This is a genomic window from Pseudomonas sp. IT-P2 (assembly GCF_949767575.1).
Taxonomy (GTDB): domain Bacteria; phylum Pseudomonadota; class Gammaproteobacteria; order Pseudomonadales; family Pseudomonadaceae; genus Aquipseudomonas; species Aquipseudomonas pharyngis.
In genome coordinates, this window is the sequence record NZ_CATKQA010000011.1 from 298,860 (window position 1) to 321,910 (window position 23,051).

At 59.6% G+C, this 23,051-nt stretch carries 20 protein-coding genes and 1 tRNA gene; 9 read left to right on the top strand and 12 right to left on the bottom strand.

Features of this window, described 5'->3' with window-relative positions:
- Positions 1-20: 20 nt before the first annotated feature.
- Positions 21-1,481, bottom strand: a complete 1,461-nt coding sequence (locus ACM6JM_RS08205) for an efflux transporter outer membrane subunit (protein ID WP_103386873.1) — start codon at positions 1,479-1,481, stop codon at positions 21-23.
- 190 nt (positions 1,482-1,671) lie between these two features.
- On the opposite strand from ACM6JM_RS08205, the gene ACM6JM_RS08210 reads away from it, so the two are divergent.
- The gene (locus ACM6JM_RS08210) at positions 1,672-2,781 is read left to right on the top strand and encodes an efflux RND transporter periplasmic adaptor subunit (protein ID WP_414881646.1); all 1,110 of its coding nucleotides are present in this window, start codon (positions 1,672-1,674) and stop codon (positions 2,779-2,781) included.
- Positions 2,778-5,867 (top strand): efflux RND transporter permease subunit, encoded by a 3,090-nt coding sequence (locus ACM6JM_RS08215; protein WP_103386875.1) that lies wholly within the window; start codon positions 2,778-2,780, stop codon positions 5,865-5,867. The genes ACM6JM_RS08210 and ACM6JM_RS08215 overlap by 4 nt, the downstream gene beginning before the upstream one ends.
- A gap of 127 nt (positions 5,868-5,994) precedes the next feature.
- Here ACM6JM_RS08215 and ACM6JM_RS08220 read toward each other — a convergent pair whose 3' ends face one another.
- From ACM6JM_RS08220 to ACM6JM_RS08235, 4 genes are all read right to left on the bottom strand, one after another.
- A complete protein-coding gene (locus tag ACM6JM_RS08220) occupies positions 5,995-6,462 on the bottom strand; it encodes a hypothetical protein (RefSeq protein WP_039772200.1) in 468 nt (155 codons plus the stop codon).
- Positions 6,463-6,569: 107 nt separating this feature from the next.
- A complete protein-coding gene (locus tag ACM6JM_RS08225) occupies positions 6,570-7,571 on the bottom strand; it encodes an NAD(P)H-quinone oxidoreductase (RefSeq protein ID WP_163975041.1) in 1,002 nt (333 codons plus the stop codon).
- Positions 7,572-7,904: a carboxymuconolactone decarboxylase family protein gene (locus ACM6JM_RS08230; protein ID WP_074690879.1), complete on the bottom strand. Its 333-nt coding sequence runs from the start codon at positions 7,902-7,904 to the stop codon at positions 7,572-7,574.
- Between the two features lie 11 nt (positions 7,905-7,915).
- Entirely contained in the window at positions 7,916-9,352 is a 1,437-nt protein-coding gene (locus ACM6JM_RS08235; RefSeq protein WP_074690880.1) for an NAD-dependent succinate-semialdehyde dehydrogenase, read from the bottom strand.
- 239 nt (positions 9,353-9,591) lie between these two features.
- Here ACM6JM_RS08235 and ACM6JM_RS08240 point away from each other — a divergent pair, with 239 nt between their 5' ends.
- Positions 9,592-10,518, top strand: a complete 927-nt coding sequence (locus tag ACM6JM_RS08240; protein ID WP_085611760.1) for a LysR family transcriptional regulator — start codon at positions 9,592-9,594, stop codon at positions 10,516-10,518.
- A gap of 76 nt (positions 10,519-10,594) precedes the next feature.
- On the opposite strand, the gene ACM6JM_RS08245 is transcribed toward ACM6JM_RS08240, so the two are convergent.
- Together ACM6JM_RS08245 and ACM6JM_RS08250 are read right to left on the bottom strand one after the other, a co-directional pair.
- Positions 10,595-10,846, bottom strand: coding sequence for a DUF2790 domain-containing protein (locus tag ACM6JM_RS08245; protein ID WP_074690881.1), 252 nt, complete (start codon positions 10,844-10,846; stop codon positions 10,595-10,597).
- 374 nt (positions 10,847-11,220) lie between these two features.
- Positions 11,221-11,308: transfer RNA gene (locus ACM6JM_RS08250), tRNA-Ser, on the bottom strand.
- A gap of 122 nt (positions 11,309-11,430) precedes the next feature.
- On the opposite strand from ACM6JM_RS08250, the gene ACM6JM_RS08255 reads away from it, so the two are divergent.
- Positions 11,431-12,102 carry a Bax inhibitor-1/YccA family protein gene (locus ACM6JM_RS08255; protein ID WP_007955123.1) on the top strand — a complete coding sequence of 224 codons (672 nt, stop codon included), beginning with the start codon at positions 11,431-11,433 and terminating at the stop codon, positions 12,100-12,102.
- A 72-nt stretch (positions 12,103-12,174) separates the two neighbouring features.
- Here the strand turns inward: ACM6JM_RS08255 and ACM6JM_RS08260 are convergent, their stop codons facing one another.
- Both ACM6JM_RS08260 and ACM6JM_RS08265 read right to left on the bottom strand, forming a co-directional pair.
- Positions 12,175-12,501, bottom strand: coding sequence for a YceK/YidQ family lipoprotein (locus ACM6JM_RS08260; RefSeq protein WP_103386877.1), 327 nt, complete (start codon positions 12,499-12,501; stop codon positions 12,175-12,177).
- Between the two features lie 40 nt (positions 12,502-12,541).
- A complete protein-coding gene (locus ACM6JM_RS08265) occupies positions 12,542-12,979 on the bottom strand; it encodes an Lrp/AsnC family transcriptional regulator (protein ID WP_064381847.1) in 438 nt (145 codons plus the stop codon).
- Between the two features lie 139 nt (positions 12,980-13,118).
- Here ACM6JM_RS08265 and ACM6JM_RS08270 point away from each other — a divergent pair, with 139 nt between their 5' ends.
- Positions 13,119-14,012, top strand: a complete 894-nt coding sequence (locus ACM6JM_RS08270) for a DMT family transporter (RefSeq protein WP_414881647.1) — start codon at positions 13,119-13,121, stop codon at positions 14,010-14,012.
- A 2-nt stretch (positions 14,013-14,014) separates the two neighbouring features.
- On the opposite strand, the gene ACM6JM_RS08275 is transcribed toward ACM6JM_RS08270, so the two are convergent.
- The 3 genes from ACM6JM_RS08275 to ACM6JM_RS08285 all read right to left on the bottom strand — a co-directional run bounded on the left by ACM6JM_RS08275 (position 14,015) and on the right by ACM6JM_RS08285 (position 18,696).
- Positions 14,015-15,907, bottom strand: coding sequence for an acyltransferase family protein (locus ACM6JM_RS08275; protein ID WP_414881648.1), 1,893 nt, complete (start codon positions 15,905-15,907; stop codon positions 14,015-14,017).
- 76 nt (positions 15,908-15,983) lie between these two features.
- On the bottom strand, positions 15,984-17,024 hold the full coding sequence (locus ACM6JM_RS08280; protein ID WP_170844937.1) for an FUSC family protein: 1,041 nt from the start codon (positions 17,022-17,024) through the stop codon (positions 15,984-15,986).
- A gap of 46 nt (positions 17,025-17,070) precedes the next feature.
- On the bottom strand, positions 17,071-18,696 hold the full coding sequence (locus ACM6JM_RS08285; protein ID WP_192564817.1) for an NADP-dependent glyceraldehyde-3-phosphate dehydrogenase: 1,626 nt from the start codon (positions 18,694-18,696) through the stop codon (positions 17,071-17,073).
- Between the two features lie 353 nt (positions 18,697-19,049).
- Between ACM6JM_RS08285 and ACM6JM_RS08290 the strand changes: the two genes are divergently transcribed.
- The 4 genes from ACM6JM_RS08290 (at position 19,050) to ACM6JM_RS08305 (ending at position 23,015) form a co-directional block, all read left to right on the top strand.
- Complete coding sequence (locus ACM6JM_RS08290) at positions 19,050-19,403, top strand: c-type cytochrome (RefSeq protein ID WP_414881649.1); 354 nt, start codon at positions 19,050-19,052, stop codon at positions 19,401-19,403.
- Between the two features lie 76 nt (positions 19,404-19,479).
- Complete coding sequence (locus tag ACM6JM_RS08295) at positions 19,480-20,808, top strand: D-arabinono-1,4-lactone oxidase (RefSeq protein ID WP_414881909.1); 1,329 nt, start codon at positions 19,480-19,482, stop codon at positions 20,806-20,808.
- A 74-nt stretch (positions 20,809-20,882) separates the two neighbouring features.
- On the top strand, positions 20,883-22,091 hold the full coding sequence (locus ACM6JM_RS08300) for a DSD1 family PLP-dependent enzyme (RefSeq protein ID WP_414881910.1): 1,209 nt from the start codon (positions 20,883-20,885) through the stop codon (positions 22,089-22,091).
- 297 nt (positions 22,092-22,388) lie between these two features.
- Positions 22,389-23,015, top strand: a complete 627-nt coding sequence (locus tag ACM6JM_RS08305) for a transposase (RefSeq protein ID WP_414881650.1) — start codon at positions 22,389-22,391, stop codon at positions 23,013-23,015.
- Positions 23,016-23,051 lie beyond the last annotated feature (36 nt).

Below are 23,051 nucleotides of genomic sequence, written 5' to 3' on the forward strand. Positions count from 1 at the left end.
AAGCGATCTGGTGGTGCTGCTCAGCGTGCCGCTACAGGTTGTGATTCAGTGGGTTGCCAGCCCCCGCCCAGCGACTTGAATACCGCCACCGCCGCACGGGCCGATTCCGTCCGCGCCTGCGCTCTGGCGTCGGAGGCCTGTAGCAATGTTTCGTCGGCGTGCAGGACATCGATCAGGCTGGCGGTGCCTTTTTCATAGGCGGTGAACGAGGACTGGCGTGCTTGAGTCAGCGCCGCTTCGCCGCCAGTCAGGGTCGTGGTCTGGGTTTGCCGATTCACCAGTGAGGACAGCGCGTTCTCTACATCTTCGGTGGCGCGCAGTACCGACTGGCGATAGGCCGCCAATGCTTCAGATTCCTGACCTTTGGCCTGATCGATCCGGGCGTTGATGCGTCCGAAGTCAAATAGCCGCCAGCGCAAACCCAACACACCGGCAGATTGGCTTGCGCCACCAGTGAAAAGATTGCCGCCGGATACGGCTGTCGCGCTGCCGAGCAAGGCGCTGAGGGAAAATTTCGGGTAGTACTCGGCAATCGCTTCACCGATACGCGCGTTGGAGGCCGCAAGACGGCGTTCGGCCACGATCAGATCCGGTCTGCGCCGCAGCAGATCTGCCGGTGTGCCCAGCGCAGTCAGCGACGGTACATCGGGAATTTCGCCCTCACGTGCCAGTTGCGTGCGGTGAGTGCCGGGAGGCGTGCCGAGCAGCACGTCCATTGCATTCATGGCCGCCTCCAGACCGCTTTGCAGTACCGGAACGGTCGCCTCGACTTGCGACAACTCGCCCTCGGCCTGGCGCACCTGATACTCCGCGGCCAGACCCTTGCCGTAAAGTAACCGGACCTTTTCCAGCAACGCACGCCGGGTATCGACTTGCCGGTTGGCGATATCCAGCCGCGCCTGCAATCCGCGCAGGGTGATGTAGATGTCGGCCGTTTGCGCAGCGATCGCCAACCTCGTCGCCGTGACACCCGCTGCTGAGGCCTGATACTCAGCCAGTGCCGCCTCACGCCCGCGGCGCAGTCCGCCAAAAACATCGACTTCCCAGCCCGCCTCGAAGTTGACCTCGTAGGCATTGCCATAGCGGTCATAGCCGGGTGTTGAATTCAACACCTGGCCCAAAGGTGTCTCGACGGACTGATAAGCGCGTGCCGCCTGTGCGTTGATGTTCGCCGAGGGCAGCAATGCTGCATTTGCGGCGCCCAGTCCGGCCTTGGCCTGGGTGACGCGCGCCGAAGCCTGTGCCAGATCCAGATTCTGCTGCAAGGCCTGGTCGATGAGGTCGGTCAGCAGCGGATCATTGAAGCTTTCCCACCAGGCGGCAAGGCTGTCCGGTGTCGATCCGGATCGTGGTTCGACAGCAGACTGCCCCAGGTAATGATCTGAAAGCGGGGCGTCCGGACGATGGTAATCCGGACCCACCGCACAACCTGCCATGAGGCTGGCGGTAACTAAAAGAGCAATCGGGCGCAGGGGAGGCATCGGCGTTCCTTAACGAGATTTTCGTGACCATATTACGTAATGGTCACAATGTGTCAATTAAGGCTTGAAAAGGCAATCACGGCATAAATGATAAAACCGGAGCGTCGAATACCTCATGCAATGTGACTGTTGACGATATTGGTCACAAGGATGAGAATATGATGATCATCCTATTTCAGTAAGTGAACCTATGCGCCGGCTTCGAATTTCCCCCATTGCCGCATGCCTGTTGCCACTCGCCCTGGCGGCGTGCGGTGATTCCTCATCCGTTGCAGACCCGCGCACACAGGCGCCTTTGGTCAGGTTCACCGCCGTTCAGGCTGCGGCTGACGGTTCTCGCACCTTCACGGGAGTGGTGACTGCGCGCATTCAGGGCGACCTGGGGTTTCGCGTTTCGGGCAAGGTGCTCGAGCGTCTGGTTGACACGGGGCAGAGCGTCAAACGCGGTCAGCCGCTGATGCGGCTCGACCCCATCGACTTGGGGCTGCAGGCACGCGCGCAGCAGGAGTCGGTCATCGCCGCACGGGCCCGGGCCAGGCAGACAACCGATGACGAAGCCCGCTATCGCACTCTGGTCAGCGCCGGCGCCATTTCCGCATCGGCCTACGATCAGATCAAAGCCGCCGCAGATACCGCCAAGGCGCAACTCAGCGCCGCTGAAGCGCAAGCGGACGTTGCCCGCAACGCTTCCGGTTATGCGGTGCTGGTTGCCGATGCCGACGGCGTTGTGGTGGAGACACTCGCTGAACCCGGACAAGTCGTCAGCCCTGGACAACCGGTGGTTCGACTGGCGCGGGCAGGGCAGCGCGAGGCCATCGTGCACTTGCCCGAGACCTTGCGCCCCGCAGCAGGATCCACCGCGCAAGCCACGCTCTATGGCGACGCCTCGGGTGCTGTTACCGCGAAACTGAGGTTGCTTTCGGATTCGGCGGACCGCACGACGCGTACGTTCGAGGCGCGCTATGTACTGGAAGGCGCGCTGGCCAATGCGCCGATAGGTTCGACTGTCACCCTCAGAATCGCCGAGGGTTCGACACCTGCCGCATCGTTGCAAGTGCCTGTTGCCGCGCTTTACGACGCGGGTCAAGGTCCTGGCGTGTGGGTCATCGACGGCACACCGCCAACCGTGACCTGGCGAGCGGTTCAAGTGTTGGGGTTGAGCGACGATTCAGCGCGAGTCGCTGGCGATCTCCGGGTCGGCGAACAGATTGTGGCGCTGGGCGCTCACCTGTTGCGCGAAGGTGAAGCAGTAAGAATGCCCGTGCCTGATGCGGCGACCGTTGCCGGGAGTCGTCCATGAGCGAGGGCCGATTCAACCTTTCTGCCATCGCCGTTCGCGAGCGTTCGATCACGGTCTTTCTGATTTTCCTGATCGCCGTTGCCGGCACCCTGGCGTTCTTCCAGCTGGGGCGTGCCGAAGATCCTCCGTTTACGGTCAAGCAGTTGACCGTCATCACGGCGTGGCCGGGGGCGACCGCACAGGAGATGCAGGATCAGGTCGCGGAGCCACTGGAAAAACGCCTGCAAGAACTCAAATGGTACGACCGCTCGGAAACCTATACGCGGCCAGGGCTCGCTTTCACGATGGTCTCGTTGCTCGATAGCACGCCGCCCTCGCAAGTGCAGGAAGAGTTCTATCAGGCGCGTAAAAAACTCGACGATGAAGCGATCAAGTTGCCGGCGGGCGTCATCGGGCCGATGGTCAACGACGAGTATTCGGACGTGACCTTTGCGCTGTTCGCCCTGAAAGCCAAGGGCGAGCCGCAGCGTCTGCTGGTCCGCGATGCGGAGTCCATGCGCCAGCGCCTGTTGCATGTGCCGGGTGTGAAGAAGGTCAACATCATCGGCGAACAAGCCGAACGGATATTTGTTTCTTTCTCGCATGACCGGTTGGCGACTCTGGGCTTGTCGCCGCAGGACATCTTCGCCGCGCTGAACAGTCAGAACGCACTGACCCCGGCCGGATCAATCGAAACCAGCGGGCCGCAGGTTTTTCTGCGTCTCGACGGTGCGTTCGACAAGCTGCAAAAAATCCGCGACACCCCTGTGATCGTGCAGGGGCGGACACTCAAGTTGTCTGATGTGGCGACGGTCGAACGCGGTTACGAAGACCCGGCCACCTTTCTGGTGCGCAATAACGGCGAAGAGGCGCTGTTGCTCGGTGTGGTGATGCGCGAGGGCTGGAATGGCCTTGATCTGGGCAAGGCGCTGGATGCCGAGACCGTCAGGATCAATGAGGAAATGCCCTTGGGCATGAGCCTCTCCAAGGTCACCGACCAGGCGGTGAATATCGACTCCGCCGTTGGCGAGTTCATGGTCAAGTTCTTTGTCGCGCTGCTGGTGGTCATGCTCGTCTGCTTTCTGAGCATGGGCTGGCGTGTCGGCGTGGTGGTCGCCGCTGCGGTGCCGTTGACCCTGGCGATCGTGTTTGTGGTGATGGCGGCCACCGGCAAAAACTTTGATCGTATTACCCTGGGGTCGTTGATTCTGGCGCTCGGGCTGCTGGTCGATGACGCGATCATTGCCATTGAAATGATGGTGGTGAAAATGGAGGAGGGCTACGATCGCATCAAGGCGTCTGCCTATGCCTGGAGCCACACGGCGGCGCCGATGTTGTCCGGAACCCTGGTGACGGCGATCGGTTTTTTGCCCAACGGTTTCGCTCAGTCCACGGCCGGCGAATACACCAGCAACATGTTCTGGATTGTGGGCATCGCTCTCATCGCTTCATGGGTCGTGGCGGTGGCGTTTACTCCTTATCTGGGCGTGAAACTGTTGCCGGACATCAAGGCAGTCGAGGGTGGACATGCGGCGATCTACAACACGCCGCGATACAACCGCTTCCGTCGGGTTCTGACCCGGGTCATTGCGCGCAAATGGCTGGTCGCGGGCATGGTTATTGTGCTGTTCTTCGTGGCGGCGGCGGGCATGGGCCTGGTGAAGAAACAGTTCTTCCCGACCTCTGACCGTCCCGAAGTCATGATCGAGGTGCAAATGCCCTACGGCACCTCCATCGAGCAGACCAGCGCCACGGCCGCCAAGGTCGAAGCCTGGCTGCGCCAGCAGGATGAGGCGAAAATCGTCACGGCCTATATCGGTCAGGGGGCGCCGCGTTTCTTCCTGGCGATGGCGCCGGAACTGCCCGATCCGTCGTTCGCCAAGATCGTGGTGCTGACCGACAGTCAGGAAGCGCGGGAAACCCTCAAGTTGCGTTTTCGTGACGCGGTCGCTCAAGGGCTCGCCCCGGAGGCGCGTCTCAGGGCAACGCAAATCGTGTTTGGTCCTTACTCGCCGTTTCCGGTGGCCTACCGGGTGATGGGGCCTGATCCGGCCAAGTTGCGGGTGATCGCCGAGCAGGTGCGGGGCGTGATGCAGGACAGCCCGATGATGAGAACCGTGAACACTGATTGGGGCCCGCTGACGCCGTCGTTGCATTTCAACCTGGATCAGGACCGTCTGCAGGCAGTGGGGCTGACATCGACTGCGGTTGCACAACAATTGCAGTTCCTGCTCAGCGGAGTACCGATTACGGCGGTGCGCGAGGATATTCGTTCAGTACAGGTCATGGGGCGGGCAGCGGGCGATGTCCGGCTCGATCCACAGCAAATCGAAGGCTTCACCCTGGTCGGTGCGTCGGGGCAGCGGGTCCCGTTGTCGCAGATAGGCGAGGTCGATGTGCGCATGGAGGATCCGATCCTGCGCCGGCGTGATCGCACCCCGACCATCACCGTGCGCGGCGACATTGCCGAAGACTTGCAGCCACCGGACGTTTCCAGTGCGCTGCTGAAGCAACTGCAGCCGATCATCGAGAAACTGCCTTCCGGTTACCGGATCGAGCAGGCGGGTGCGATCGAAGAGTCCGGCAAGGCCGGCAAGGCGATCCTGCCGTTGTTGCCGATCATGATCGCCATGACCCTGGTCATCATCATTGTGCAGGTCCGTTCGATCTCGGCGATGATCATGGTGTTCCTGACCTCGCCGTTGGGCTTGATTGGCGTGGTGCCGACACTGCTGATCTTCAATCAGCCGTTTGGCATCAATGCGCTGGTCGGGTTGATTGCACTGTCGGGGATCCTGATGCGCAATACGCTGATTTTGATCGGTCAGATCCATCACAACGCGCAAGAAGGGCTGGATCCGTTTCACGCTGTCGTCGAAGCCACGGTGCAACGTGCGCGACCGGTACTGTTGACGGCCCTGGCGGCGATCCTGGCGTTCATTCCCCTGACACACTCGGTGTTCTGGGGGACGCTGGCCTATACCCTGATTGGCGGTACGCTCGTCGGCACCGTCATGACGTTGGTGTTCCTGCCCGCGATGTACTCGATCTGGTTCAAGATCGGTCCCGACGCCAGGGCGCGGGCTGCAATAGTCAAACCGATGTAGCGATAAATGCAGGAAATCGAGGCCCGTTCTGGCGGACCTCTTTGTCCGCGCACGTGAACAGCCTGGCGCTATTGGCTCGTCATTTCCAAACCCCGGAAACGTCCGCGTGAGCCCTTGGTGCCAGAGCTTATGAAATCGTGTACCAGTGGAAATGGATGTACTCGTCTTCATACTCCGCGAACAGTGAAACGATGAAATCCGTCTTCATTGAGTACATCAACAACGCTCCGACAAAACCTGTCGGCTCATGCAGCGGTTGCTTGAGCGGAGCAATCAAATCAATCGTCCGATCCACAATCATCTGATTGAAAACAGCTTCCGGGATTTTCTCAAACTTGGCGTCGGATACGTGTTGCGGGAAACGGCTGTCACTTTCAGGTCGCCAATCCAGGTACTCCGCCTGGAGCCAGAATTTCAGTCCGTCTTCACCATGCCGTTTGGGTGCGCGAGTTATTCTGATGGTCTCCTGCGACTCAGAATATCGAAAGGCGTCGTTTGGATAGGTGACGTAGTAGAGACCGCGACATTCACTTCGTGCAGCACTACAAATCTGCTGGTCACTCGATAGTTGATCGAAATCGCTTCTGTCGAACATGTAAATACCTGCGGTTTACTTCGTGCAATTGGGCTGGAGCGCGCGATGTTAGCAAAATAGTCTTGCCGATTTTTCCAGGAGGCGTCTTCACCCCGTTTTGGCCAGACTCAAAGCAAGTCTTCAGGCTGCATCGTCAGAATGATTTTCCCGACGTTCTCGGAAGACTCCATTCGGCGGTGAGCATCGGCAGCCCGTGATAACGCAAACGTGCTATCGACGACAGGCTCAAGGCTTCCGGCCCCCTCAAAGCGATCAAGCCAGTGCTCGCGGAAGCGCTTGATCATGTCGTGCTTCTCCGGCTGCGTACGCGACTTCATCACCGTACCGATGATTTGCAAATGGCGGTAAAGAATGTCCTCCAGCGCTACGGTCACGTTGCCGCCTGCGCCGAGGATGCCCACTTGCACCAGGCGACCGCCCTTTGCAAGGGACGCAATGTTGCGTGCGAAGTAGGGCGCCCCGATAAAGTCGATGATGACATCGACGCCGCGCCCCTGGGTTTTGGCGGCGATTACGTCAGCGAAATCCTGCGTCTTGTAGTCGATCGCCACGTCAGCGCCCAAATGCTCGACACGCGCCAACTTGCTGCCGTCGGTCGTCGCATACACCGTGGCACCCGTAGCGTACGCCAGCTGCACCGCGGCCGACCCGACGCCGCCGGCGGCCGCATGAATCAACACTGAATCGCCGGCCTTGAGCCGAGCCAGATGCATCATCGCTTCATGGGCCGTGACGAAGACCTCGGGAATGGCTGCCGCGTGTACATAGTCAAGCTGCGCCGGGACGTGCATGGCCATGCGGTAATCGATGCGTGCCAGTTCGGCGTAGGCACCGCCACCGACCACGCCCATGATTCGATCTCCTGCTTCGAATCCCGTCACCGCGCTACCTTTCCCGATCACTTCGCCGGCGATTTCCAGACCGATGATCATTGAGTCGCCGAAATTAGGACGGCCGTACCCACCGGTCCGGTGAGTCAGGTCCGCACGATTCACCCCGGCGGCATAGACACGTACCAGAAGGTCGTCAGGACGGACTTCAGGGCTGGCAACTTCTACGAGTTCGAGGACGTCTGGCGCACCAAACGCTCTGATGTCGATGGCTTTCATTCAGTTGTTCTCCGTTGCGCTGAACGTGGCGTTGGCGATCGCCGATGCGGTGATCGCGCCGGGGAAACCCACGTAAAAAGCCAGGTGGGTGATCGCTGCCGCCAGTTCGTCTTGGGTTACACCGTTGCCAGCCGCGCGGCGTAAGTGGGCAGGCAACTCTTCCGAATGACCACCGGCAATCAACGCCGCTACGGTGATCAGGCTACGGTCGCGCGGGGACAGCGCCGGATCGCTCCAGATTTGCGGATATAGTGTCGAGTCCACGAATTGCGCCAGCTTTGGCGTGAACGCGCGCGCGGCTTCGCGAGGACTGTTGAAATTGATCCTGGACATGGGCGAGCTCCTTAAACCTGGCTGATGAATTTGTGGGTGAGATAGTGCTCGATACCTTCAATGCCACCTTCGGAGCCGTGACCGCTCTCTTTCATCCCGCCGAAGGGGAGCTCGGTAGCAACGATGCGGTATTGGTTGATCCCGATCATCCCGGCCTCCAATCCGTCCGCGACGTCAATGGCCGTGCGAGCGCTGGTGGTGAACGCATAGGCAGAGAGGCCGTAGGGCAGGCGGTTGGCTTCTTTCAAACCATCTGCCAGTTCATCGAACGGCATCAGCACGGCGATAGGGCCGAAAGGCTCTTCGTGCATCACGCGGGCATCCATCGGCACATCCGCCAGAACCGTGGGTTGGAAGAAGTAGCCTTCGCCTGACAAGGCTTCACCACCGACCAATACCCGTGCACCTTTTTCGACGGCGTCGGCGACCAGTTCTTCCATCTTTGCCAATTGCCTTGGGTTGGCCAACGGTCCGACCTGGGTGTCAGGATGCAAGCCGTCGCCGATCCGCAGGGCCTGGGTCGCAGCGACAAAGTGATCAACGAAGGCTTGATAGGCACCACGCTGGATCAAAAACCGAGTGGATGAAATGCACACTTGCCCGGTCCCGCGAAACCGATTGGCGACACCTTCGATGGCGGCTTTTTCAATGTCGGCATCTTCGAATACCAGAACCGGTCCGTGCCCACCCAGTTCGAGGGTGATGGGCTTCACGCCTTCAGCCGCTCGTGCGGAGAGCAGGCGCCCGATGGGCACCGAACCGGTGAACGTCACTTTGCGAATGATCGGCGAGGCGATCAGATGGCTGGACACTTGATCCGGTACGCCAAAGACCACTTGCAGCACACCCTTGGGCAATCCTGCATCATCGAGTGCACGCGCCAGGGCCAGCGCTGTGGAGGGGCTTTCTTCACCTGGCTTGAGAATGACGCTGCAACCCGCGGCCAGCGCTGCCGCGAGTTTGCGTGCCGGGGTGATGGCCGGGAAATTCCAGGGCGTGAATGCGGCCACCGGGCCGATGGCCTGGCGTTTGACCAGTTGCAGCACGCCTGGTCGATTGGCCGGGACCACACGGCCGTCGATGCGCCGGGCACTTTCGGCGAACCATTCGAAATACTCCGCCGCGCGGGTCACTTCATCCAGGCTTTCACCCAGCGGTTTGCCTTCCTCCAGGGTCATCTGCGCAGCAATCTGCGGTGCACGTTCGAGGATCAGGTCGGCGGCACGTTTGAGAATTTTTGCGCGTTTGTCGGGCACGGTCTGGCGCCATTGCTCGAAGCTCAGGCGAGTCACTGCCAGGGCGTGATCAAGGTCGTCTGCGGTGGAGAGTGGGACGCGTCCGATTTCCCGGCCGGTTGCCGGGTTAACAACGGCGGCAGTCTCGCGCCCTTCGGCGTTGAGCCATTCACCACCGATGAAAAGATAAAGCGGATCGTAGGAAGTCTTCATGATGTGGCCTTCAGTTGGTTGTGAGATTCGTATGAAGCTCGGTGCCTGATGGGCTGTACTGCAAAGCCAGATCAGGAAGCTTGTGCAACCAAGTCTATGGAAGGAGGGCCCGTTGATTTAGTCGGGCCAAAGGGAATCATTGTTGTCCGCAGAGGTAATATCGGGCTGCGGGCCGACCGTGTAGCATCCTGAAAAAAGCGGTTATCACGGGTGTGCGCCAGATCCACAGGAAGGTCGCGATGGATAAGCTTTCGAACATGTCGGTGTACATAAAGGTTGTCGAGATGGGCAGTTTCACGGCCGTGGCCAATCATCTGGACTCCACGGTCGGTAACGTATCGCGTGCTGTATCTGCGCTTGAAAACGTGCTCGACGCACGACTGTTGCAGCGCTCGACGCGGCGCCTGTCGGTCACCGATGCGGGGCGACGGTTCTATGAGCGCTGCACGAAAATTCTGGCTGATCTGGAGAGTGCCGAAGCCGAAGCCAGCAATGCGGCGCTGGAGCCTCGGGGAACACTGCGGGTGCATTGCGTCCCCGGACTGGCTCGGCATCTGGTCACGCGGGCCGTGCTGGATTACCGCCAGCAATTCCCGGAGGTGTCTGTGGATTTACTGCTTTCACAACGCATGCCTAACCTGCTGGAAGACCAACTGGATGTCTCGATTCTGATCGCCCGAGCGCTACCCGATTCCGCATACGTCAGCCAAAAGATCGGTGTCAGCCATTGTGTTCTGGTGGCGTCTCCAGACTACCTGGCCCGGCATGCGCCTCTTGAGACGCCTGAAGATCTGCGTGATCACCAGTGTTTGCTGCTGGGTACGGTGGACTATGCGCGGGATGAGTGGCAGCTCAAAAGCAAGGCGGGGGACGCGACATTTATCCCGACAGGGCCGAGTTTCAGCGTCAACGATATGGATGCGATGGCGCTTGCCATTCGAGAGGGTGCCGGGATTGGCTTGCTGGCCGGTTTCACGGCCATCGACGATCTGCGCTCCGGCAAGCTGGTGCGGGTTTTGCCTGACTACCATACCTACGAGCGTAACGTGTATGCCGTCTATACCTCGCGACAGTTCGTCGATGCAAAAATCACGCGTTTCATCGAAACGTTGAAAGATCAGGTTGGCAGTCAGCTGGCAGCCACGGCCAAAGCACTTATCGGTTGAAACGCTGCGGGGCAGAAAGGTATTTGCGCCTCGATGAAGCAACTTCCCGAGGCGCAATGATCGGCGAACAGGTTACTTAGCCCTGGCTGCACCGGCCCATGACTTTATAGGCCAGTACGTGTTGTTTGCCTTGCGAATCCTGGTAGGTCATGTGTGTCGGTACGACTGCACAAATATCCGGCACCGGGTCTTCAGAGATGACCTTGGCGACATCAAGGTGGGTGCCGTAGCCATATTGCTCGACCTGTTGATTCTTGGCAGTACCGTCCTGTGCCGCTACCACAGAGCTGAAGCCCAAGAGTGCGACGATGATCATTGCAGTTTTCATGATGAGATTCCCTGAAGTAAATGTGATCTTGCTGGCAGGACGAACTTTAGGCTCGAGGGATTTGTGGAAACAGGAGCGAATCAGGGAAAGACTTTTCTACATTCCGAACACAATTGTCAGGTTTCGGACGTCAGAACGCTTGATTTCGGGACTGTCGGCTTTTGACTGAAAACCGCATGTTGAAGACAGCTGCCTCCCTCAGTTGCGAGGTGGAGGAACTAAATTTTTTTGGGGGCGCGCGCAGCCGTGTCGGAAGAGCAGGGGGGCGGAAATGACCGAAAAGATGCGCAAACCCTCCTGAGGGAGAGGAGTAAAATTTCCGGATGCCAGAAACGACAAAGCCCTGAATAATCAGGGCTTTGTCGTATCAAATATGGCGGAGGCGATGGGATTCGAACTCATGGACCTGTTACAGTCGACGGTTTTCAAGACCGTTGCCTTAAACCACTCGGCCACACCTCCGTTGCGTTGCGGGCGCCATAATACCTGAATGAAACACACTGTCAAACTCTGTGCATGGCTTGTTACAGAGCGTCTGTTATGATCTTTGCGACTGAACGTTTCAAACCAACAGGAGTGTCGCCATGCGCGAACAGGATTACGCAGTTCACAACAGCGTGCAGGCTGAGCAGCTAGAGGTTAGCCGCGTCCTGCGCAACACTTACGGTCTACTGGCGCTCACCCTCGCATTCAGCGGTGTGATGGCGTTCGTGGCCCAGCAGATGCGGGTCGGCTACCCGAATATTTTCGTGGTGCTGATCGGTTTCTACGGGCTGTTCTTCCTCACCAACAAGCTTCGTGATTCCGCCTGGGGCCTGGTGTCGGCATTTGCCCTGACCGGTTTCATGGGTTTCCTGCTCGGCCCGATCCTCAATCGTTACCTGGGCATGCAGGGCGGCGCTGAAGTGGTCAGCTCCGCGTTCGCGATGACTGCGCTGGTGTTCGGTGGTCTGTCGGCCTACGTGCTGATCACCCGCAAGGACATGAGCTTCCTCGGTGGCTTCATCACCGCTGGTTTCTTCGTCCTGCTGGGCGCAACGCTGGCGAGCATGTTCTTCCAGATCAGCGGCCTGCAACTGGCGATCAGCGCAGGTTTCGTGCTGTTCTCGTCGGTTTGCATCCTGTTCCAGACCAGCGCCATCATCCACGGCGGCGAGCGCAACTACATCATGGCGACCATCAGCCTGTATGTATCGATCTACAACCTGTTCGTCAGCCTGTTGCAGATCTTCGGCATCATGAGCCGCGACGACTGATCGCTGCACCGCTATAAACAGAAAACCCGCGAAAGCGGGTTTTTTGTTGCCTGCGAAAAAGAGAGCGGGCGATCAATTGATCACGATGCTGCCATCGGCCTGTTGCTTGTAAATCGTGTAGGGCAGCAGCAACGTATCGAGCACTCCCGACACGGCCGCATCGACCAGCAAACCCGGCGTCGCGTTCTTGTAGTTGAACGCATCAACGTCATCCGGCTTTTCGGCGTGCAGCATGCAGAAATCGTACGTCACGCCGCTGTAGATGCGCGGTACAGCGCCGCAGTAGGATTTTTTAGTCTTCAACTGGTCGGTGGAAGACTTATCGCTGAACGCCACGGTCTGCACCGTCCCGCACCCGGTCAGCATCAACATCGCCAGCATCAATGCCTGAATTTTCATACCGCCAATCCTTCGCCGGAAAAAACACAATCTACGCCGCTCACGCCATCGGCGGCAACCGACGTTTCACCGGGGTCTTCTTGACGATCGCGGTATTGGTTTCCGCCAGCGTGTTCAACCGATCAAGCAGGGTGTCCAGCTGCTCCATCGAGCGCACATGCAGGCGCGCGATAAAACAGTCTTCTCCGGTGACCTTGTCACACTCGGTGAACTCGGGAATCGACAGGATCTGCCGCTCGACCTCCTGCAACTGCCCCGGCAATGGCCGCACCCGGACAATCGCCTGCAACTGATAACCGAAGCATTTCGGGTCAATCTCTACGGTGTAACCCTTAAGCACACCGCGCTCCTCCAGACGCCGCAGGCGTTCGGCCACGCTGGGCGAGGACAACCCGCTGATTTGCGCCAGCGCCTTGAGCGAGCGCCGCGAATCCTCCATCAAGGCCCCGATCAGGATCTGGTCGATATCGTCGGTCATACAAAAAACTCCCGCATTAGGCGAATGACGCAAACCACCCTTGATAAAAAAGGCAGAAATCGAGTTTAGCCTGCTTTTTGCGCTGGAGAAGCCCCGGTCGCGCTTGGCATACTTTTGCCACACATTAAGGAGATTGATGATGGACAAAACAATCCGTCGCGGCTCATTCGAAATGACCGCCGCCATGCTGATATCCGGGACAATCGGCTGGTTCGTGCTGGTGTCGGGGCAACCGGTGCTGGACGTGGTGTTCTGGCGCTGTGTGTTCGGCGCAGGCACCTTGCTGCTGATCTGCGCCGCTTTCGGCTTTCTGCGCCCAGGCATTCTGACTCTTACCACCTTCCTGCTGGCGGTGCTCAGCGGGGTGGCAATCGTCGGCAACTGGGTGCTGTTGTTCGCCTCGTATTCACGGGCCTCGATTGCCATCGGCACGGCGGTGTACAACGTGCAGCCGTTCATGTTGGTGGGGTTGGCGGCGCTGTTTCTGGGCGAGAAGATCACCCTGCAGAAGCTGTTCTGGCTGGCGATTTCATTTATGGGAATGCTGGCGATCGTCAGTGCCCATGGCGGGCAGGGCGAGGGTGGCAATGATTACCTGATGGGGATCGCGCTGGCACTGGGGGCGGCGTTTCTGTACGCCATCGCCGCGTTGATCATCAAGCGCCTGACCGGCACGCCGCCGCACCTGATTGCGTTGATCCAGGTCTGCACCGGTGTGTTGCTGCTCGCGCCGTTTGCGCATTTTTCAGCGATGCCCGAGGCCCCGAGTGCCTGGGCCAGTCTGGTGACGCTGGGCATTGTCCACACCGGTCTGATGTATGTGCTGCTTTACGGCGCGATTCAGAAACTGCCGACCGCATTGACCGGCGCGCTGTCGTTCATCTACCCGATCGCGGCGATTTTCGTTGATTGGTTTGCCTTCGGCCATCAACTGCAAACCCTGCAATGGATCGGTGTGGCGGCAATCCTGCTGGCAGCAGCCGGCATGCAACAGGGTTGGGGATTGAAGTCACGTCGTCTGCTCGCTCAGTGAATTCAGATCTCCTTGACCGCGGCTTTGAACAGTCCTCTTAGTTGTTGATTGCCGGCATCGACCAGATGGTTATCGTCGAAATACAACGGCACACCTTGCTTTGACCCCATGCAGTTACCGTCCGGACAAAGCAGCGGGGTCGGGTCCAGCACCTGTGCATTGCACCGTTTCGCCACAGTTTCAATGGCATCGTTGGCGATTCGGTTGCGTTGCTCGTAATCCTGCAACGGGATGGAAATATCGGCAGTGTCACCAAAAATGCGTTGATGCAGATTCAGGCCTTTATAGACGCTGAACGGCATCTCCGGGATTGGTTTGACGATGTAAACCGGATGGTTTTCGGCGATGGCACATACGGTGTTCGTGTATTCAGCGACGTAGGCCTCGCTGAAAGACATTGGCTGCTGATCGGGAAAGCGAATCCGATAGCTGTTGTTACGACTCGGGTCGGCATACAGCGCCGCTCTGCTGAACAGCACCACTGGAATTCCCGTGTATGAATTCTTCAATATTTGCAGTTTTTCGTGATTGAACGCCTGACATTGACGCTCGAGTGTTTTGTCGTGCATCTGGAAGTTCTGCAATGTCGGACAACCGCCCAGGGACCACGACAAAGCTGCTTGCGGATTATCCATCTGCACAGCGGCGGCGGTGGATTGCGCATGACTGTCGCCAAACAGAATGACTGACACCTCGCCGTTACCCAGTTTGCAATCAGCGGCGCCGTACGCATTCGGATTACATTCCTGGGTATAGAGTTTGCTGGTGTACTCGGGCTGCCCGAGGTCGACAAAGGCAAAGCGCAGTGATGGGTGATTCTTGACCAGCGACGCCGTCGCGGCAGACACGACAACCATTGCGATCACCCACGATGCAAACCTGAAGAGCGTACCGCGTACCGACGTCATCGGCTTGACCCTGGATTCCACCAGGTAATACGACCCGGCACCCAGAACAAATGACAACGACACTGCGCCCCAGACGTGTGGCCAGCTATTGAGCAGGCCACAAGTGTAGAGAAGAACCACCAGCGGCCAGTGCCACAGATAAACCGAGTAGGAAATGGTGCCGGTGAATTGCAGTGGCTTGAACGTGCTGAAAACCGATCGGGTATTACCGTAGATCACCAGTACCGTGCCCAGAACCGGCAAGAGTGCCAGGTAACCCGGCCAAAGGTCCTGTTCCGAAAAACACAACACACTACCCAAGATGGCCAGCAGCCCCACGCCTTCAGCAATAGATCCGTGGCGCTTGCTCAGGTGCAAAGGAAAGAGATACACCAGTCCGCCGGCAATCAATTCCCAGGCTCGGGTCGGCAGCATGTAGAAGGCAAACACCGGATCCGAGCGTGTGATGACAGTCGAGGCGGCAAAAGACGCAGCAGCCAGTATCAACAAGCTGCAGCGGGTCTTTTGTGCGCCCAGGCACTTGTAAAGCGCCATCAGCAGCAAGGGATACAGCATGTAGAACTGCCATTCGACTGACAGCGACCAGGTGTGCAACAACCAGTTCTCGTGCAGCGGCGCGTCGAAGTAACTGCCACCCTTGGCGAACAAGAAGTTGGAACTGAACAACAGGCTGCTTTTGATCGTTCTGATGACGTCGCGAAAGTCATCCAGCGGCAGAAAGACGAAACCGAACAGCAGCAGGGCAATACACACCACCAACAACGCCGGGATGATGCGCCGGGCTCTCGAAGCGTAAAACCCCAGTAGCGAAAAGCGCTGCCGTTCCAGACCGGTGAAGATGATGCCGGTCATCAGGAAGCCGGAAATGACGAAGAACACGTCTACGCCCGCAAATCCGCCGCCGAATCCCTGAATAGCGAAGTGATAGAGCACCACCGATAGCACGGCAAGCGCCCGCAGGGCATTGATATTCGTCCTGAATTGCATTGAGGCATCCGTCCACGTCCATTGTGGAGGCGCATTGTAGAGAGGATGTCGAGTTTGTTACATCGAAAAATCGGGATCAGATGTTCCAGCGCGGCGCAGTCTTCGCCAGACGCTGGCGCATTTCGCCGATGTTGGCTGCCAGTTGCCGGGTCAACAAACGGTAGCCGTCCAGCGGGCTGTAGACAGGCGTATCGAGGCTGGCGTCCGGCAACTCCACCGGACGCCCCAATCGACCGGACGCACCGGTTTTCAACGCCCGGGCCATGCCGATCAATTGCACGCGAATGTGCCGGTGTTCGGCCTTGAGCGCCGCTTGCAGGTGCGTCATGGCGTCGGGGTCGTTGGCGTCCGGGCGGATGTTGCCGAGGATTTCCAGAGTGCTGATGCACATGCGCAGGTTGCGCTGGATCGCGTCCAGTTCGGTCATCGACACTTTGACTTCCTTGGATACCGACGGCATCAGCGAACGCAGTTGCACCATCACCGCATTCAGTCGGTTCATCAACTTCAAGTGTTCGTCGGCGGTCACCGGTTGGCCGCCGATGATCCGTCCGTACACCGTGGCGCAATCGCGCAGCGCATCGGCCAGGTTGTAGCGCCACGAGTACACCGCGTACAGCGGCAGGGCGAAGGAAAAGGCCAGGGCCAGGGCGATGCCGATCAGGATATCGACCCCGCGCCACAGCCCGTCAGTGATCGGGTTGTCGCCATGCCCGGCGACGATGAATACGGTGATGGCCGAGAGCAGGGCGGTGTAGCCGCCCTTGCCGATGGCGTGATACGAGAAGAATCCGCACACCACCGCCATCGCAAAATAGGTCAGCCACGGCATTCCCAGCCACGCCTGTTGCGCCACTATCAACAAACCGACGCCAGCACCGATCAAGGTCCCGATGGCGCGTTCGGCGGCTTTCTTGCCGATGTTGCCGTGGTGCTGCAAGCCGCCGATCACCACCAGCATGGTCACCGACGCCCACTCGCCGTGGGGCAGGTTGATGCCGGTGGTCAGCAGGATCGTCGCCAGCAATCCCAGCGCGACCCGCACCGCGTGAATCGTTCGTGCATGGCGATAACGTCGATACGGGTCGAGCAATGGCCGCAGGATCCGCCGCAACAGCGGCGGCCAGCGGTGGGGGCTGAAAGTGCTCAGCGCTGATTCCTCCTCAGAAGATGTAGTCGGTGGCGATGAAGTTCGAATCCCGTCCGCGAATGATTTCGCTGATCAGATCCTTGTTGGGTTCCTGGAACTTGGTCGCCACCAGCGTACGGATCGAAAACACCCGCAGCGCATCGTGTACCGACAGCGTGCCCTCGGCGGAGTTCTTGCGCCCGTTGAATGGGTAAGTGTCCGGGCCGCGCTGGCACTGGGCGTTGAGGTTGATCCGCCCGACCTGGTTGGCGAAGGTATCGACCAGGCGGCCGACGGCGACCGGATTGGTGCCGAAGATGCTCAATTGCTGGCCGAAGTCCGACTCCAGCACATAGTCGATCACGGTATCGAGGTGACGGTACGGCACAATCGGCACGACCGGGCCGAACTGCTCTTCCTGATACACGCGCATCTGCGGCGTCACCGGGTACAGCACCGCCGGGTAGAAGAACGAAGCCCGCGCTTCGCCGCCATTCGGGTTGACTACCTGGGCGCCTTTGCTCTGCGCGTCGGCCACCAGCCCGTGCAGATAATCGACCTTGCCCGACTCCGGCAGCGGCGTCAGCGAAACCCCGCTGTCCCACGGCATGCCTGGTTTGAGGCTGGCCAGTTTGGCGTTGAATTTCTCGATGAAGCTGTCGACCACATCTTCATGCACGAACAGAATCTTCAGCGCGGTGCAGCGCTGGCCGTTGAACGACAGCGAACCGGTGACCGCTTCGCTGACCGCGTTGTCCAGATCCACCTCGGGCAGGACGATACCGGGGTTCTTCGCATCCAGCCCCAGCGCGGCACGCAAACGGTGTGGTTTCGGGTGCAGTTTTTTCAGGTCGCTGGCGGCCTTGTTGGTGCCGATGAAGGCGAAGATGTCGATCTTGCCGCTGGCCATCAGCGCACTGACGGTCTCGCGGCCGCTGCCGTAGATCACGTTGATCACGCCGGTCGGGAAACTGTCGCGGAAAGCTTCAAGCAAAGGACGGATCAGCAGCACGCCGAGCTTGGCTGGCTTGAACACCACGGTGTTGCCCATGATCAGCGCCGGTATCAGCGTGGTGAACGTCTCGTTCAGCGGATAGTTGTAAGGGCCCATGCACAGCGCCACGCCGAGCGGGACGCGGCGGATCTGGCCGAGGGTGTCCTGTTCCAGCTCGAAACGGCTGGAGCGGCGGTCCAGTTCTTTCAGCGCATTGATGGTGTCGACGATGTAGTCGCAGGTGCGGTCGAACTCTTTTTCCGAGTCCTTGAGGTTCTTGCCGATTTCCCACATCAGCAGTTTCACCACGGCGTCGCGCTGTTGGCGCATGCGCCCGAGGAAAGCTTCGACGTGCTGGATGCGTTCGGCCACGCGCATGGTCGGCCACAGGCCCTGGCCCCGGTCGTAGGCGCGGACGGCGGCGTCGAGGGCGGTGAGAGCGGTGTCGGCGTCCAGCAGCGGCGTGCTGCCGAGGATCACTTGTTCGTCGCCGTTGTCGCCGTGCAGATAGACCGGGCTGCGCACGGTGGCGAGCGGGCCGTCCCAGCGGCGCAACTGGCCATCGACCAGGTATTCGCGTTGCTCGACCTGACCGTCGAGGCGGTATTTTTCCGGGATGTCGCTGACAGAAGGGAACAGGTTGCCAAGGATGTTTGCTGTGGTCATGTCGCTACCCCGTGTTGATGTACGCATGCAGATCAAAAAGTCTCAACAGGTTATACGCCTGAATGCGCGGAAATTTAAACCCGCAAATGTCACGCGAATGTCACGCGAAACCGCACAGCAGAGCGGGCATCCACACATGATCGTTCCCACGCTCTGCGTGGAAATGCCTCAAGGGACGCTCCGCGTTCCAAGCGAACGCAGAGCGTCCAGGGCTGCATTCCCACGCGGAGCCTGGGAACGATCGTCTTCAGGTAATGGGCTGGCCCCGTTTGCCCCCCTCAATGTCCCGCAATGCCCTCAACCCGCCGACCCGCCTGCCTTAAGGTGTGACCACAACAATAAGCGAGGCCGTTATGCGGGCAATCCGACTCACATTATTACTGGCGTTGGCCATGACGCTGCCTGGCTGCGGCGAAGACCCCAAACCCCCGGCCAGCACCAACAACACCATTCCCAAAGACCCGGCGCTGGCGCAGATCTACGCTAACAGCTGCCAGATCTGCCACGCCAACCCCGCCGCGAATGCGCCGCTGACCGGTGACCGCAAGTCCTGGGAACCGCGCATCCAGCAGGGCGCCGACACGCTGCTCGACCACGCCATCAACGGCTACAACGGCATGCCGCCGATGGGCCAGTGCGTCGAGTGCTCGGAAGAACAATTCCTTCAGTTGATCGGCTTCATGGCCGATCAGCCGCTCCCTCAATAAGGATCCCGGCATGCCGATAGATCTGCCACGCCGGCAGTTGTTGCAACGGGCAAGCATCGTCGGCGCGTTCAGCGCGCTGGCTTCCAATCCGGCGCTGGGCCAGTTGATGCGCGCGCCGCGGCTGATTCCCTGGCGCAACTGGTCGGGCGGGCAGAGTTGCCTGCCGGCGGCGCGGGTGGCGCCGAAGAATCTGGATGAACTGACCGCAGTGATTCAACAGGCGCCGGGCAAGATTCGCCCGGTCGGTTCGGCGCATTCGTTCAGCGCGCTGGTGCCCACCGACGGCACGTTGCTGTCGCTGAGCTACTTCTACGGCCTGCTCGACCACGACCCGAAAACCCTGCAAGCCGAATTCGCCGCCGGCACCCCGATGTCACGCATGGGCACGCCGCTCAAGGATGTCGGCCAGGCGCTGCAAAACATGGCCGACATCGATTACCAGACACTCGCCGGGGCGATTTCCACCTCCACCCACGGCACCGGCAAAACCTTCCAGTCCTACTCGGCCCACGTCTGCGGGATGCAACTGGTGACCGCCAACGGCGAGGTGCTGGATTGCGATAGCCAGCGTCATCCCGACGTGTTCAACGCCGCGCGGGTATCCCTCGGCGCGTTGGGCGTGGCGACCAAAATCCGCCTGCAAAACCGCCCGGCCTATCGCCTGCGGGAAACCCAGTGGATCGCCAAGACCGAAGAACTGCTCGAAGACCTGGACAAGAACACCCGCGAAAACCAGCACTGGGAAATGCTCGTCGTCACCCATTCCGATTACGCCTTGTCGATCGCCCTCAACGAAACCACTGACCCGCCCACGCCGCCGATCCCGCCCGAAGAGGAGGGCGGCAACGAGTTCGTGACGTTGATCGAGAAGATCGACAAGTACGGCAGCGATTTCCCGAACCTGCGCAGTTCGCTGCTCAACAGCCTGCGGCATCTGGCGAGTTTCGATGATCGGGTCGGCGACTCGTTCGACATCTACGCCAACGTGCGCACCGTGCGTTTCAACGAGATGGAATATTCGGTGCCCGCCGAACACGGCCCGGCCTGCCTGCGCGAGATTCTCAAGCTGATCCGCGACAAGGACCTGCGCACCTGGTTTCCCATCGAGTACCGCTACGTCAAGGCCGACGACATTCCGCTGAGCATGTTCGAAGGTCGCGACAGCTGTTCGATCTCGGTCCACCAGCATTACCAGATGGACCACCACAACTTCTTCGCCGCCGTCGAGCCGATCTTCTGGAAGTACAACGGCCGCCCGCACTGGGGCAAGTTGCACACGCTGAATGCCCGCACGCTGCAAACGCTCTATCCGCGCTGGCAGGAATTCATTCAGGTACGCCAGGCGCTGGACCCGAGCGGCAAGTTTCTCAACGGGCATCTGTCGTCGATTCTGGGGGTGAGCTGATGGCGGTCAATCGACGTAATTTCGTGCTCGGGACTTTGGGTGTCGGTGCCCTGCTTGTGGGCGTGGGGGCGTGGCTGCGGCCGGGGGATCGCGGCGGGCCTTACAGCGACTATTTCCGAGCGCTGAACAACGAACTCAAGACCAAAGGCCCGATGCGCCCGGTGTTGCTGATCGATCTGGATCGCCTCGATCACAACATCGACGTGGTGATGCGCTCGGTCAAACGCGCGGGCAAGCAGTTGCGGCTGGTGGAGAAATCCCTGCCGTCACCGGGGTTGCTCAGCTACATCGGCCAACGGGCGGGGACGCAGCGGCTGATGTCGTTTCATCAGCCGTTTCTCAATCACGATGCGGTGACGTTCCCGCAGTCCGACATCCTGCTCGGCAAGCCGTTGCCGGTGCGTTCTGCCGAGCTGTTCTATCAAACCCACAAAGGTCCGTTCGACCCGACGAAGCAACTGCAATGGCTGATCGACAACCCCGAACGCTTGCGGCAATACCTCGCGCTGGCCCAGGGATTGGGCACGCGGATGCGGATCAATATCGAGCTCGACGTCGGCCTGCACCGGGGCGGCGTCAGTGACGTGAACGTGCTCGGGCAGATGCTCACGCTGATCGCCGCCAACCCGCAGCACCTGGAGTTCGCCGGGTTCATGGGCTACGACCCGTTCGTGGGCATGGGCGTGCCGGAGATTCTCGGTTCGCCCGAGGAACTGTTTGCCAAGGTGATGGTGATTTATCAGCGCTGCGTCGACTTCACCCGGCAGCAATATCCCGCGCTGTGGCATGACGGCTTGTGCTTGAACACCGCCGGCAGCCCGAGTTATCGCATGCATGAAAACGAGAGCCTGAGTAGTGAGGTGTCGGTTGGGACGGCGATGCTCAAGCCGACGCATTACGATCTGCCGTCGCTGGTTGAACATGAGCCCGCCACGTACATCTCCACCCCGGTGCTGAAAAGCACGGGGCCGGTGAACATCCCGGCGCTGGATGACAAGTCGAGGCTGTTTTCGTGGTGGGACACCAACCAGCGGCAGACCTTTTTCATCTACGGCGGCAACTGGATGGCCGAGTTCGAATCACCGCCCGGATTGCAGAGCAATGGCGTTTATGGGCGTAGCTCGAATCAGGAGATGGTCAATGGTTCGAATGCCGTTGGCCTGACGGTGGAGGATCAAGTCTTTCTGCGGCCGACCCAGACCGAGGCGGTGTTATTGCAATTCGGCGACTTGCTGGCGGTGCGTGGCGGTAAGATCGTCGACATCTGGCCGGTCTACACCTGACGGAATGTTTTTCTGAAAACGCCCCATAACCCTGTGGGAGCGGGCTTGCTCGCGAAGGCGTCCCGTCAGTCACTCTCTAAGTGACAGACACACCACTTTCGTCGGAACGCCGCCCGGAGCAAGCCCGCTCCCACAGGGTTTTGTGTTGTCTGCCAAATCCCGATCAATTTCTGTAATGAAGCTTTTATGACAAAAGTTCGGTAGCACATCGCCAGTCCGGTCATGCCTATGTAACGCGCTTGAGGGGCCCTTTTGGGCGCTTTTCACAAGCCGAGGCGGGACGCCGGGAGTGAGGCAATGGGGACTATGGAACGCTACTCGAAAGTGGGCATGCAGGAACTCGATCAACGCCTGTCGAAGATCGTCGAAGCCGCGCGCAAGAAGCCGGTTTCGGTGTATCGCTACGGCGCGCCGTGGGTCTGGATCGTGTCGCAGGATGACTGGCAGGGCGCCTTGAAAGAGGTCTCCAGCTACATTCCGCCGGGGCATTCGCTGGTGCTGCTGCGCCCGCAGATCGACGATTTGCTCGACGCCCACCGCGACCTCCTGCACGACCTCAATGCCCAACCCGGCATGCTGATCGCCCCGCAGACGGTCATGCACATCCTGCTCCTGCAACTGCTGTATTCAGTGCCCAACGAGCAGCAGCTCTATGAACAGCTCAATTACAACCTGCTGTTCCGCTGGTTCGTCGGCCTGGGCCTGAACCAGAAAGTCTGGAGCTTCAACGTCCTCAGTCGCGACATCGCCACGCTGCTCAACGAGCCGCGTGCGGTGCAGCTCATCCAGAAAATCATCGGTGAAGTGTTCTGCGGCGCGCTGCTGCAAATGCCCGAGTTCTCCTTGAACTTCGCGCTGCTGCACACCTGGCTGGGCAAGCACACCGGGGCCTGCACTTCAGCAATCAAGAACGCCAGTAACTGACGCACACGCAAGGCGCAAAAGCGCCAACAGGTCATC